Raw genomic sequence first — 13,873 nt, 5'->3', positions numbered from 1 at the left:
AAGGGGTGCCTGAGAAATCAGGCCGCAGAGAATAGGCACAAGCAACTGTTTAACAAAAACACAGGTCTCTGCTAAAGCGAAAGCTGATGTATAGGGGCTGACGCCTGCCCGGTGCTGGAAGGTTAAGGGGAACACTTAGTGGTAACGCGAAGGTGTGAACTTAAGCCCCAGTAAACGGCGGCCGTAACTATAACGGTCCTAAGGTAGCGAAATTCCTTGTCAGGTAAGTTCTGACCCGCACGAATGGCGTAATGACTTGTGCACTGTCTCAACTGCAAATCCGGCGAAGTTGTAGTGCGAGTGAAGATGCTCGCTACCCGCGATTGGACGGAAAGACCCCGTAGAGCTTTACTGTAGCTTAGCATTGAATTTCGGTATTGTCTGTACAGGATAGGTGGGAGACTGGGAAACTAGGGCGTCAGCCTTGGTGGAGTCGTTGTTGGGATACCACCCTGATAGTATTGAAGTTCTAACTGGATGCCATGAAACTGGTGACAGGACATTGTTAGGTGGGCAGTTTGACTGGGGCGGTCGCCTCCTAAAATGTAACGGAGGCGCCCAAAGGTTCCCTCAGAACGGTCGGAAATCGTTCGAAGAGTGTAAAGGCAGAAGGGAGCCTGACTGCGACACCTACAAGTGGAGCAGGGACGAAAGTCGGGCTTAGTGATCCGGTGGTACCTCGTGGGAGGGCCATCGCTCAACGGATAAAAGCTACCTCGGGGATAACAGGCTGATCTCCCCCAAGAGTTCACATCGACGGGGAGGTTTGGCACCTCGATGTCGGCTCGTCGCATCCTGGGGCTGAAGTAGGTCCCAAGGGTTGGGCTGTTCGCCCATTAAAGCGGCACGCGAGCTGGGTTCAGAACGTCGTGAGACAGTTCGGTCCCTATCCGTCGCGGGCGTAGGAAATTTGAGAGGAGCTGTCCTTAGTACGAGAGGACCGGGATGGACTGACCTATGGTGTACCAGTTGTTTCGCCAGAAGCATAGCTGGGTAGCTAAGTCGGGAAGGGATAAACGCTGAAAGCATCTAAGTGTGAAGCCCACCTCAAGATGAGATTTCCCATAGCATAAGCTAGTAAGACCCCTTGAAGACTACAAGGTTGATAGGTCAGAGGTGTAAGTGCGGCAACGTATTTAGCTGACTGATACTAATAGGTCGAGGGCTTGACCAATATAATCAAGTTGTAATATACATTAAATAGAGAGAAAGCTCGACTCACTAGCGTTCGCTGAGTAAGTTCGAGGAACCAAATATGAAATTTGGACTCTCACTTATGTGCAATTTTGAAAGAACAAAGTTCTTTTAAGTAGTAATTATTTAGTATAATTGCTGAAAAAATAGTATAAGCGATGGACTTGGGTTATTTTTTCTAAGGAAACACTAACTCACATACGTTCGTTGGTGTGCTGTTTTTCAACCAAATCGAAGATTTGGGAAAAACATGCATCTCGTGATGATGGCATAGAGGTAACACTCCTTCCCATTCCGAACAGGAAAGTTAAGGTCTATAGCGCCGATGGTACTGCATGGGAGACTGTGTGGCAGAGTAGGACGTTGCGAGGTAAGTATAAAAGATAGCTGTAATGGCTATCTTTTTTTGTCTTATTAAATATACTAATTAAATTGGTAGTGAGGAAGTTTTTCTATGTTACTTATTTACATATATAGAATATATATTATCAATTTAATTTTCTTGTAACATATGAGGTAATATGTTAAAATAGTGTCAAATAATTAGGTGTAAAAGTTTTATTATTGGGATTTATCAAAAATACTCTGATAATAATATTAAAACAATAATATTGTTATACGATAATTAAATAATAAGAGCTAAATAAAGATTCAAAAAATATGATATATTTAAAAGGGATATGAGAGGAGAATATTTAATGGAGGCAGATTGTAATTCATCTGAAGGGGAATCTATCTTAAATAATTGGATGAAGGAAAAGTGTGATAATATGGAGTTGGTAGTAGTGAATGATATTCCGATTTTAGTGGAGGATTGTTTATCTATACTAACAGGTACTGTTGCTAAAGTTAAAAACTCAACTGACAAGTTAATTGTCACAACTATAGACAATACTAATTATGTTTTAGAATCGTTCACAGAAATGAATATTACAAATTAAACGTATTTTGAAAATTCATATTAACATGTTGGAATTCGATTTTATACAGAAGGAGATAGCTTTTTACAAGACTATAAGAGTGATATTTGGATTCCTATAATATCAGAGAGTAAAAATTAGTAATAAAATATTTTGAATTAAATATAATTGGCTTAGTATTGCCGAAATTTAAAATAAAAGCAGGTGGTTTTAATTAAACTATCTGTTTTTATTTTAGAATAAAACGAGTTAACTCTCATTTTTATATATTAGAAAGTGGCTATAAAGGTTAAAGTATCCATAAAGTGGAATGAAAATAGTTTTAATATTCGTAGGAGATTTAATGTATTCTGATGAAAAATTAACAAGCCACTTTGAAGTTCATGAAATTATTTTGATAGTAATGTATTTATATGAATAATATTCATGTAAACCCTTTATAAGGAATAAAATCCTTGTATGTTATGAATTGTAGGGGATATGCCACTATGATATAATTATGTTAAAAGATGAAGCAAACACTATAGGAAATTATGGAATGCAAAATTATATGGACTAAATTCATAGAATATGTATGACAGTTACTGAATAATGCAAGATAAAGTAATATTCTGTCACTATTCGTTTGAATAGTTTTTGGTTATATAGAATTATAATAAAATTAATCAAATCTGTTTATCAGTACAGTTCCTTAGAAGTGCAGATAAAAAGTTACTTTGATTTATAGGAGGAGGGAAGAAGGTCTAAAAGAGTGGTGATAAGCTTAATTAAGTACATTTACGAAAGATAAATTTAAGGAGGGGTACACAAATGAAAAAAATTATTTCAGCAGTTACTTTTTTATTAGTAGCATTTGGATTTACAGCAAATGTTAATGCAGCGGTAGTAACATCAGTCTCAACATCAAATGAACGAGTAATCGTCGTATTTAAAAATAAAGCTGATAAAAATGTAGTTTCAAAAGTGAGAGGAAATGTAAGACGAGAATACAAAAATGCAAACGTTCTATCAGCATCTGTTCCTACTACAGCTATTAAGGATTTGAGAGATGATCCCAATGTATTAGCCGTAGAACAAGATATAATAGTTAAAACAAATTCTCAAACAGTAGACTGGGGAGTGAATAAGATCCAAGCTCCGACAGCATGGTCTTCAAGTTATACTGGAAAAGGAGTAAAAATCGGAATTGTTGATACTGGGATAGCTAACCATGAGGATCTATCAGTTGCAGGTGGCGCAGCTTTCACATCTTATACAACATCATATTTAGATGATAATGGGCACGGAACGCACGTTGCAGGTATAATAGGAGCGAAAAATAATGGTTATGGAATTGTTGGAGTTGCTAATGAGGCAAGTCTTTATGCTATAAAAGTATTAGGAAATGATGGGGCTGGATACCTTTCTGATATAATCGCAGGAATAGATTGGTGTATTACAAATAAAATGGACATTATTAACTTAAGTCTTGGTAGTTCCGTACCATCAACTGCATTGCAACAAGAAGTTGACAAGGCTTATAATCAAGGCATTTTAGTTGTTGCGGCAGCAGGAAATGATGGTACATCAGATGGATCAACGGATACTGTAGATTATCCAGCAAAATATAGTTCGGTTATAGCAGTGGCGGCAATTGATTCTAATAATAAAAGACCTTCGTTTTCCTCTACAGGAAATAATGTTGAAGTAGCGGCGCCAGGGGTTAGTGTTCTTAGTACATATTTAAATAATAAATATGTATCTATGAGCGGTACTTCGATGTCAGCACCTTTTGTTACAGGAGATTTAGCATTATTAAAGCAGGCTAATCCAGGGCTTTCTCCAAATCAATTACGTGCAAAACTTAATGAAAATGTTATTGATTTAGGAATAAGCGGAAAAGATAGTTGGTATGGTTATGGGCTAATACAAGCACCTAGAGGACAAACATCAACGGTGACACAGCCAATTTCAACAATACCAACTAATACGCAGTCTGTTACTACTCAACCAGTTGTAAGTCAGCCTGTGACAACGCAACCTTCAAAATTAGGGACAAGAACGGTTGTGTCTACAAATAAAGCCTATTACTTAGCAGGTGATATAATATATATTAAAGCTAAGGTTACAGATACTTCTGGCAAAGCAATTCAAGGAGCAGCCGTTAAATTTAGTATTACTTCACCCAAAGGTGTTGTGACAATATATAAAGGAATGACAGATAGATCTGGAGAGGCTTTTTTTGGTATTTTGACATATAGAATTACAGGAAAAGGTACTTATAAAGTTCTGGCTGAGACTACATATAGTAGTTATATGACAAGTTCGTCTAATACTGCATTTCAAATTTATTAAAAATAGTTTATATAGTAGAACTTAGTGAAATACATTACCTACCACTATTTTGTGGGAGGTAATGTATTTTTTGATTAGAGGACATTACTAAAGCAAGGAATAATTCACAATAAAAAAGATAGATGCATTGGAATTTGTTGGACTAATTACTATAATTAATAAAAAATGTCTGTTTTATAGGAGGTATTTCACTGATATTGTCGAATATTAATTAAAGTACTAATCTAATATTTTAGAAATATATAATAACTTAGGAGGAAAAACATGAATATTAAAAGGAAGTTGACGTTAACACTTCTTCTTGCGAGTTCTGTGCCTTTAATAATATTCACAATCATTAATTTGTTTTTTTCACAAAAGATTGCGATAGAAAATGCACTAGCTGATAATTTTAAAAGAGCAGAAATTGTGGATGAAAAGATAAATGGTTTAATTGAGAGAAATATGTATGGGATAAAGAGCATGGCTAGAAATCCTATTATTAGTTCCTATGATGCAGAAAAATCTAAACCAATTTTAGTTGAGAGTTCAAAAGTATATCCAGATTTATCATTTACGGCTGTTACTAAATTGGATGGAGTTCAGTTTGTGAGAAGTGATGACTCTAAATCATCTGATATATCAGATCGTAATTTTTATAAATCAGCACTTAAAGGACAGGATGAGGTTGTATCTGAAGTTCTTGTAAGTAAAGATAATGGAAGTTTAATCACAGTTCTAGCAACGCCTATTAGAGATAAAGAGGGCGGGATTGTAACGGGAATTTTACAAGGAAATATTGAACTTCCAGTGCTAAATTCTTTTGTTAAAGAGCTTTCGCAGGATAATGCAACTGTTTATATCGTAGATTCAGACGGCAAATTGCTAGCTCATCCTACTAAGACATTAGACAAGCCAGAAGATCGTACAGATTTAAATGATTTCGAATTTATTAAGAAAGGTGTAAAAGGGGAGAGTGGTTCCGAAGAAGTAGTTAAAGATGGGAAAAGTATGCTTGTGAGCTATGTTCAGGATAAAAAGACAGGATGGGTTATTTGTGCTGAAATTCCTAAAAGTATTACTGTTGAAAAAAGCATACATTCTTTAATTAATACTAGTTTAATAGGAATAGTTATATTGTTTATTACATGTGGAGGAGTTTTTGTTCTAGTTGGTTATGCAACTAAACCATTGCATATACTTTTAAATGCAGCAAATAAGATTTCAAATGGAGATTTAACAGTTAATAATATAAACATAAAATCCAACGATGAGATAGGTAATTTAGGAAGAGCATTTGAAAAAATGGCTGTTAACTTACGAGAGGTAATAAATAATATTAAAGAACATTCAGAGAGAGTTTCATCAGCATCTAGTGAGATGACAGATGTTTGCGAGCAGCAGTCAAAAGTTGCTACAAATTCTGCAGAAAATGTTAATGAAATTGCGGAAGGTTCTATGTTAGTAAGCTCTAAGATAGATAAAATAAATTCTAATATGAATATTTTAGATAGCGCAATAAAAGATATAAATGAAAAATCAGATAATGTTTCTTCAGCCGTACATACTGCGTCTAGCTATTCTGAGAAGGGAAGCGAGGCACTCCATAAAGTTAACTCAAGTATGGTTAATATTCAAGGTTCAGTTAACGATACATCTAAAGTTATAGACAAGCTTGGAGAGCATTCACAAGCAATAGGGAAAATTACAGAAGTAATAAAGGGCATCTCAGAACAAACAAATCTGTTGGCTTTAAATGCAGCAATAGAAGCAGCACGTGCCGGAGAGCAAGGAAAAGGATTTGCAGTTGTTGCCGATGAGGTTCGAAAATTAGCAGAACAATCTGGAGAAGCTGCGGGGCAGGTTAGTGCTCTTATAAATGGTATACAAAAAGAAACTGAAAATGTAGCTGTAGTTATGAATAAAGGCATAAATGAAGTTAATGATGGAACTAAAGTAGTAAATGAAGCTAATAGCTATTTTCAATTAATATTTAAATCTATACAAGAAGTTGCATCTAATATGCAGGAAGTAAGTAATGCTATAGATAATATGAATAAAACTGAAAAGGAAGTATTTATTAACATAAGTGATATTACACAACTTTCTGAGGCTGTAGCAGGAGAAACTCAAGGAATATCTGCGGCTACAGAAGAACAAGTAGCTTCAATTGAAGAAATGACAGCATCAGTTCAAAGCTTTAGCGATATGGCTACAACGCTTAAAGAATTAACAGATAAGTTTAAGACAAATTAATTCTATTTATCTGTAGTATAAATAAAACTTAATTGTAATCATCTAAGTTTTTTATAAATAAAGGTCTATTGCGTTAATAGATTAAAATTTAATATGCTCCCTTTTATGATTGATAGTTTTTTCATCTTAACTGTCTACCATATAGGGAGCATATCATTAATTTATAGTGCGATAGTCCTTTTTTGCTTATAAACCATGGAATAGTAGTGAAACTATTATACTTTATATAATAAAAATTTTAGTTTAGATAATATAGCTAAAATGAATTAATAAAACTAATAAATTCTAAATATTCAAGCCTTTGAGAATTTAAATAAGATTGGAAGTTCCTGATGATGAATCTATCAGAACTAGTTAAAATATTATTTTTACACCATTTCTTATAAAATTTATATCTATAACGTGCTGCTTCAGAAGATATTGAACAGTACGTTTCTATGTCATGAGAAGATCTAATATTCAACTTATGAAGAATTACTGGATTAGATAATAAAAGACCAGTAAAATAATTTGCTTCAGCCTCCATAATTTTATATTCAGATTCTGACAGGTAATCATCAAATATTTTGGTATTATCAGATGAATAATGGCTACATAAAATATGACCTAATTCATGAGTTAAAGTCCATCTAATTCTTTCATCAGATTTAAAATCTAAATCATTATAATAAATTATATACTTATTTGAAGGTTTAAAATAATCAGTACATCCTTCGTCAGAAGTTAATATTTCAAAAGTTTCTTCTTTGGTTAAATTGTGATCAAGCATGAATCGATGATAAGAAACTATTTTTATATTATCGAAAGAACCTATTATTTCAAATACGTTTATAGGAAACTTACTAATATTTAATTTTATATAAATATCATTAACTATCTGTTTTATACGCTTATATCTAATCGTCGAAGTACTCATCAAAAGCAGACCTTAAAATTTTCATCATTTTTTCTTTGTTTTTAGGATCCATTTTTCTTCGAGCTCTCTCAATTCTTCTTATATCATCATCGCCAAATCCAGTGTCACTAATTCTCTTATCAGGAAAGTCTAATTCTTCTATATTATCAGACAATAAGTAATCAACAGTAGTATTTAAAGTATTTGCCAACTTAATTAATGTATCATTGCTAGCACCTTGTCTATTTCCTTCTATCATTCCTATAGTAGATTGACTTACACCAATAGCTTCAGCTAACTTTTGCTGTGTAATTTTTCTCTCTTTTCTAAGTAGTTTTACTTTATCACCTAACATTATAAATTCACCTCTTAAGATAATTTTATCATAGTGACCGATAAATTCAATAAAAAAATTAAAAAAATGAAAGTAATTTTATTATTAATCTATAAACCACATTATTTTCATAACATGAGGACAAAATAATTAATAAAATTAACCTTAAAATTAAATAATTAAAGGAGAAAAATATGAAAATGAAGAAATCGGCAATTTTATTAACTGGCATAACAATACTCAGTTTCTTATTAATGAGAAATTTTCATGTTAATAATCTGAAGTGTATTAATCTAATAAAAAAAGAGGCTTTAGCTGTTAATAAAATTAATTATTTTAATATGGAAGTATCTTTACGTAATGAATCAAAACAATACGAAATAATTAATGAAGTTTATAGTAAAGATCATGTGAAGATCAATTACCCTCAAATAAAAAATTATGCTGATGCAGTAAAGCTTGACTCTATAAATAAAGATTTAAAAAATGCAGCCCTAAGTATTGTAAATATATATGTTGAGAATAATACAAATATTAATGATATAAACATGGAAGTAAATTATGAAGTGAAAACTAAAAATAATAAATATATATCAATAGCTTTTAATGGATTAGTAAATATTAAAGGAACAGCATATCCAACTTCAATCTTTTATACGGTTAATATAGATTTAGAGAACGGTTTAACAGTTGGTCTTTCAGAATATGCTAATGTGCAGGGAGTACTAGAAAAATTAAAAAAGTTAGATGATGTTAAAATGCTTTCAGAGGATGATAAATTAATAGAAGTACAGAAGTCTGTTATAAAAAACATTAGTGATGATGAACTTTTAAATATATTAAAAGATGCTGATTTTCACGAGAAAGATGGCGTGATTGAAATTCCAAAGAAAGGAGCCTATAGTTATATGGAAGATAATAAAATAGTAATTAGCATTCCAATGATTCATGCTATAGGAGATCATGCGGAATTTATAATAGAAAAGCAATAGAAATTTTTAAGTAAAGTTTTTGTAAGATAAAAAATATAGTTGGATTGACCACCTATATTTTTCAATTCATTGATGCTGTTTAGCCTCCGCCAGTAACATTTTTGAAAACTTATAATTCTAGTTTTTGAGCCTTATACATTTGAATAGTATAGAAAATGTAAGTAAGTTATTAAAAATTAAGAATTTAGTAATAAGAATATATTACTATTATATGATATAATTGGATAATGGATTTTGATGCAGATAATTATTTATTCAATTAAAATATATAATTTGGAGGGCGAAATATGGCAAGTGTATTGAATGATGAAGAAATACTATGTTCTATTAATTCTTACAAAGATATTAAAGCTTCAAGTAAAGTAGCAAATACGTTGGTTAATTTGCTAGCACAGGGAGTTGCAGGTGGAGTAGTAAATGATTTTAAATTGATTCTTACTCCTAAAAATTTATATATACAGGCTATTACTCATGCTGTTTGGGGAGGGCTATCTGATATTGCTTATACAGATAAAATATCAAGAGAAAATATAAAATCATTTAATGTCAAAAATGAAGATGCAAAAGAATATATTGAAATAATAACAAAAGATGATAAAGTAGCAAACTTTATTAGAGATAATGAAAAAAAGAACGATTTAGCATTAGTGATGTCGTCAATTTTAAAAGAAGGTAAATAAAATTCAATTGAAAAATCATTGAGAAAGTCATCTTGTATGGAAATGTCATTTAGTTAACTAAATGACATTATTTATATAGTGGCTTTTTTGATATAAGGTGAGTTTTAATGCTATTAGCCTAAACTATATATAGCTGCTCTTAAGCAGAAGTAAATCGCGTTTTGCTGATTGTAGTCTTAAACTTATAAATTGTACAAAATCTTAATTGGAATTTATAGTAATTATAAAAGTACGATCATTAAATACTAAATAAATCTTGTAGATTTATTCTCTTTTAAGATATAGTCACTTCTCCATTTCCAACTACAACTATTTTATATCCATCTTTAAGCGGAAGTAAATTATATTTCTGTGATTGAGGTCTCAATCGTAAAGACTGTATAAAATTTTGTTCGGAATCAAAAACAAGTATGTAAGCACGCTCATTATAAGAATCATTTTGAATAGTATAACTTGTATTAGGAGATAGTTTTAAATCTTCTAATGTGTAGAACCCCTTTTTTAAAACTCTAGATATGGACAGAGCCTGAATTGTTGAAATATTTAATGACAAAAATAAGAAAAATAATATTGAAACAGTAAATTTTTTCATAGATATGACCACCTTTATATTTTTTGCTAAAGTAAACTAATCTATATACTCTAAGAAATAGTAATTTCACCATCTCCAATTATTATTATCTCATATCCAATTTGGATAGGTGGTAAAGCATATTTTTCTGATTTAGGGACTAATCTTATAAATTCCTGAACAATTTCATTTGAATCAAAAAGAACTACAGAAACATATTCAGTGGGAGAGGTATTTTGTATTGTATGCAGAGCATCAGGGGATAAATTTAAATCTTTTGTTGTATAAAAACCCAGTCTAAGAATTCTAGGCTGATCGGCAGAAGCCGTTATTGTTATATTAAATAATAAGAAAATAAAAAATATAATGCTGATTTTTCTCATTAAAGTAATCCACCTTTCTAAATTGAACCGTAAATATATTTTATTTTTTGAAGATAAAAAAATATATTCACAAAACATAATTTTAAATATTTTAGTTCTTTGCTCAGTAACAATGCATTTCCAATTTTCATATTATGTTATGAAGAATATGCTGCAGATGTAGCAGGGAGGGAAATTAATGACTGAAGAGCAATTTGTGGTGTTTCATATAGGAAAAGAGAGGTATGCGGTGCCAATAGAACAAGTTAATGAAATTATTGGTTATGCGGCTCCTACTAAAATACCATTGAGTAGAGAATATATACTAGGAGTCATGAATTTAAGAGGAAGAATTATACCAATTATTAATTTGGGTCAGAAGATCTGCATAAAAAATAAAAAAAGAAATGATGAACAGAAAATAATAATTATTGAAGATAGTGAAGGAGCTTTTGGTGCCATGGTTGATGAAGTAGATGATGTTAAAAGGATTCAGAAAGATAGTATAAAAAAGATTAATTATGATGTATGTAACGGAAATGAATATATAATTGGAATTGCCAAACAAGATAATTATCTAATAGTTATATTAGATTTAAATTTATTTTGGAGGAAGTGTTCAAATGAAATTTACAATCAGAAATAAACTTATTGCTTCATTTGGGGTAATAATTTTGCTAACGTCTTTTTTAGGAGTGTATTCTATAATATCAATTAAAAATGTAAAAGATAAAGCAAGTGAAATTGCAGAAGTTTGGTATAAGAGGAGCGAATTGGCTCATACTATGGATCAAAATATGTCAGAATATAGACTTAGAGAATACAGACATGTACTAGAAGATGATCCTGACTTAATGAACGCTACAGAAAAAGAACTTCAAGATTTGAGAGAAGAGTTTGAAGATGAATTAAAAGAATATCAAGGAACTATGATATCAAGCGATGATATTGAGATATTTAAAGAAATTAAAGAGTATTATCCTAAGTATTTTGAAACTAGCAGGAAGACTATTCAATTAAGTAGAGAATCTCAAAATAAGGATGCATTTAATTTAATGTATGGAGAATCTAGACAGGATTTTGAGAATGTAAATAGCGCAATTGAAAAACTTGTTCAATATAACCAGGAACAGGCGAATTTGGCCAATATACAAAATGATCAAATTTATAATCACTCAAGATTAATGCTCACACTGAACGTAATAATTATAATAATAATCAGTCTTGTAGTAACAATATCTATAATAAATATTATTACAAAAAGAATAAACTTTTTGGTTAAATTTATTAATAAAACTGCGAATTTAGATTTAGTATTTAACCAAGCTGGTTTGAATATAATAAAAAGATATAAGGACGAATTTTACGATATGGGTATTGCAGTAGCAAACATGAGAAGAACACTAAGAGAACTTGTGGAAAGTATTAAACAGAACTCCGTAAATGTAGCATTAAATTCTGACGTTTTATCAAATATAATATCTGAAACATCTCAGTCAATAGAGGCTATAGCGAAGGCAATTGATGAAATGGCACAAGGTTCTACTGATCTTGCAAGGAATACTGAAACTGGAGTAGATAAATTAGAGGTTTTAGCAAAAGAAATTCATGATTCGGTAGAAAATACTAATTCAGTGAAGAATTATATAGAATTGGCGTTAAAATCAAATTTGGAAGGTATGGAGAATATAAATAAATTAAAAAGTGTTGTAGAATCAAACCATAAAGTAGCGGAAAATATACTTGATCAAGTTAGTGTTTTAAATAACAAATCTCAATCAATTGAGAAAATAACTGACGCAATTAAGGGCATTACATCACAAATTAATATATTGTCTCTTAATGCAGCCATAGAAGCAGCAAGAGCGGGAACACAAGGAAAGGGATTTGCTATTGTGGCTGAGGAAATTAGAAAACTTGCATATGAAGCTGCGGATTCAACAAAAGAAATAGATGCTATCGTTAGAGAGGTTAAGAAGGAAATAAATAAAACTAAATCAGAAATGATAACGGTAGGAAATATGGTAATTCAAATGGGTGAGGTATCAAATGATACTGAAAAGGCATTTAAAACTATAGAAAGTTCAGCATCTAATGTGGTTAAGCAAATAGATAGGATAGTAGTTAGTATAAATAGTATAGACAATAATAAAAATGATGTTATAGGAAGTATAAGCGATATGTCTGCAATAGCAGAAGAGTCAGCTTCTACTACGGAGGAAATATCGGCATCCATAGAACAACAGTCTGCAAGTATGGAACAAATAAATCAATCTGCAAAAGATTTAAAGAATGTTTCCATAGAGCTGCAAGATTTAATAGCTAAATTTAGAACTTAAACTAATGATGAGGTGTAGTAGGTATGAAGATTCTACACCTTAAATTTTTTTGAAGTATATGGAAGTTAATAAACAATGAAAGGAATGTTTACCAAATGTGTTATAATTGATAATAATAACAAAAGTTAAAGATATAATTTAAGCTTATGGGGGGCAAAAAATGCAAAACATATATCTTTTTATTTCTACTTTATTTGCATATTTTACGAAAGGTATAACTGGCTTTGGAAATACACTTGTTATGGGTTCGTTATTTTCCTTTGTAGTATCAAATAGGTTAACAACACCAGTAGATCTTCTCTTTGGAATTCCAACAAATACATATATGGCATGGAAAGAAAGAAAAAATATCTCTTTAAAAATTGTCATTCCATTATCTCTCATGCTGCTGGCAGGTATTGTACCTGGAACATTACTATTAAAGGCTGGAAGCGATCGGATATTAAAATGTATACTAGGTGTTGTAATTGTTGGAATTGCAGTAGAAATGTTAACAAGAAAGCCTAGTAAAATTCAAAATAAGAAAGCTAGCATTATTTTTCTCATAGTAATAGGAGTAATTTCAGGAATATTAGCTGGGCTTTATGGAATTGGAGCACTTTTAGTTGCATATGTCAGTAGAACTACAGAGAATAAAAATGAATTCCGCGGAAATATTTGTTGTATTTTTTTAGTAGATAATATATTTAGATTTTTCTTATACCTATTTACAGGAATATTAACTAAGGAAGCATTAATTATGGCTTTATGTCTTTCTCCAGCAGTTATTATTGGAATGATTATAGGAGTTAAAGTTGATTCAAAGATGGAAGAAGAAACAGTTAAAAAATCAGTAATTGCTTTACTTATAGCAAGTGGAATGATTTTATTTTTAAAGAGCTTTTTTAGCTAATAATGCATAACCCAAATAATAAAAGGACATTAGATATATCATTATCAAATTAATTTTTAAAATTAAAATTAGAATATTTAAGTAATATTAAAAACATATAATAAAGTAATGAAAACTATGTTATA

At 31.0% G+C, this 13,873-nt stretch carries 12 protein-coding genes and 2 rRNA genes (1 of these 14 only partly in view); 10 read left to right on the top strand and 4 right to left on the bottom strand.

The window, feature by feature from the left end; translation table 11 throughout:
* From KEC93_RS19910 to KEC93_RS19890, 5 genes are all read left to right on the top strand, one after another.
* A 23S ribosomal RNA gene (locus KEC93_RS19910) occupies window positions 1-1,174 on the top strand; it begins 1,737 nt to the left of the window's first position.
* 275 nt (window positions 1,175-1,449) lie between these two features.
* Window positions 1,450-1,566: ribosomal RNA gene (rrf, locus tag KEC93_RS19905) — 5S ribosomal RNA — on the top strand.
* A gap of 326 nt (window positions 1,567-1,892) precedes the next feature.
* Window positions 1,893-2,135 (top strand): hypothetical protein, encoded by a 243-nt coding sequence (locus KEC93_RS19900; RefSeq protein ID WP_039769576.1) that lies wholly within the window; start codon window positions 1,893-1,895, stop codon window positions 2,133-2,135.
* A gap of 789 nt (window positions 2,136-2,924) precedes the next feature.
* Window positions 2,925-4,448 (top strand): S8 family peptidase, encoded by a 1,524-nt coding sequence (locus tag KEC93_RS19895; RefSeq protein ID WP_077869206.1) that lies wholly within the window; start codon window positions 2,925-2,927, stop codon window positions 4,446-4,448.
* 264 nt (window positions 4,449-4,712) lie between these two features.
* On the top strand, window positions 4,713-6,683 hold the full coding sequence (locus tag KEC93_RS19890) for a methyl-accepting chemotaxis protein (protein ID WP_077869207.1): 1,971 nt from the start codon (window positions 4,713-4,715) through the stop codon (window positions 6,681-6,683).
* A 256-nt stretch (window positions 6,684-6,939) separates the two neighbouring features.
* Here KEC93_RS19890 and KEC93_RS19885 read toward each other — a convergent pair whose 3' ends face one another.
* Window positions 6,940-7,599, bottom strand: a complete 660-nt coding sequence (locus tag KEC93_RS19885) for an ImmA/IrrE family metallo-endopeptidase (protein WP_077869208.1) — start codon at window positions 7,597-7,599, stop codon at window positions 6,940-6,942.
* Window positions 7,580-7,933, bottom strand: coding sequence for a type II toxin-antitoxin system RelB family anti-toxin (locus KEC93_RS19880; RefSeq protein ID WP_017211864.1), 354 nt, complete (start codon window positions 7,931-7,933; stop codon window positions 7,580-7,582). Before KEC93_RS19880 ends, KEC93_RS19885 begins: the two co-directional genes overlap by 20 nt.
* Before the next feature lie 173 nt (window positions 7,934-8,106).
* On the opposite strand from KEC93_RS19880, the gene KEC93_RS19875 reads away from it, so the two are divergent.
* Window positions 8,107-8,904 (top strand): polysaccharide deacetylase family protein, encoded by a 798-nt coding sequence (locus tag KEC93_RS19875; protein ID WP_077869209.1) that lies wholly within the window; start codon window positions 8,107-8,109, stop codon window positions 8,902-8,904.
* 287 nt (window positions 8,905-9,191) lie between these two features.
* Window positions 9,192-9,584 (top strand): hypothetical protein, encoded by a 393-nt coding sequence (locus tag KEC93_RS19870; protein ID WP_039769590.1) that lies wholly within the window; start codon window positions 9,192-9,194, stop codon window positions 9,582-9,584.
* Window positions 9,585-9,858: 274 nt separating this feature from the next.
* Here the strand turns inward: KEC93_RS19870 and KEC93_RS19865 are convergent, their stop codons facing one another.
* Window positions 9,859-10,176 (bottom strand): hypothetical protein, encoded by a 318-nt coding sequence (locus KEC93_RS19865; protein WP_012060114.1) that lies wholly within the window; start codon window positions 10,174-10,176, stop codon window positions 9,859-9,861.
* Between the two features lie 50 nt (window positions 10,177-10,226).
* Window positions 10,227-10,538: a hypothetical protein gene (locus tag KEC93_RS19860; RefSeq protein WP_077869210.1), complete on the bottom strand. Its 312-nt coding sequence runs from the start codon at window positions 10,536-10,538 to the stop codon at window positions 10,227-10,229.
* A gap of 178 nt (window positions 10,539-10,716) precedes the next feature.
* On the opposite strand from KEC93_RS19860, the gene KEC93_RS19855 reads away from it, so the two are divergent.
* The 3 genes from KEC93_RS19855 (at window position 10,717) to KEC93_RS19845 (ending at window position 13,748) form a co-directional block, all read left to right on the top strand.
* Window positions 10,717-11,163: a chemotaxis protein CheW gene (locus KEC93_RS19855; RefSeq protein ID WP_077869211.1), complete on the top strand. Its 447-nt coding sequence runs from the start codon at window positions 10,717-10,719 to the stop codon at window positions 11,161-11,163.
* Window positions 11,141-12,856 carry a methyl-accepting chemotaxis protein gene (locus KEC93_RS19850; protein ID WP_077869212.1) on the top strand — a complete coding sequence of 572 codons (1,716 nt, stop codon included), beginning with the start codon at window positions 11,141-11,143 and terminating at the stop codon, window positions 12,854-12,856. Before KEC93_RS19855 ends, KEC93_RS19850 begins: the two co-directional genes overlap by 23 nt.
* A 160-nt stretch (window positions 12,857-13,016) precedes the next feature.
* Window positions 13,017-13,748, top strand: coding sequence for a sulfite exporter TauE/SafE family protein (locus tag KEC93_RS19845; protein WP_077855425.1), 732 nt, complete (start codon window positions 13,017-13,019; stop codon window positions 13,746-13,748).
* Window positions 13,749-13,873: the final 125 nt, after the last annotated feature.

The organism is Clostridium beijerinckii, from assembly GCF_018223745.1.
GTDB lineage: Bacteria > Bacillota > Clostridia > Clostridiales > Clostridiaceae > Clostridium > Clostridium beijerinckii.
This window is presented reverse-complemented; position numbering and strand designations above follow the sequence as displayed.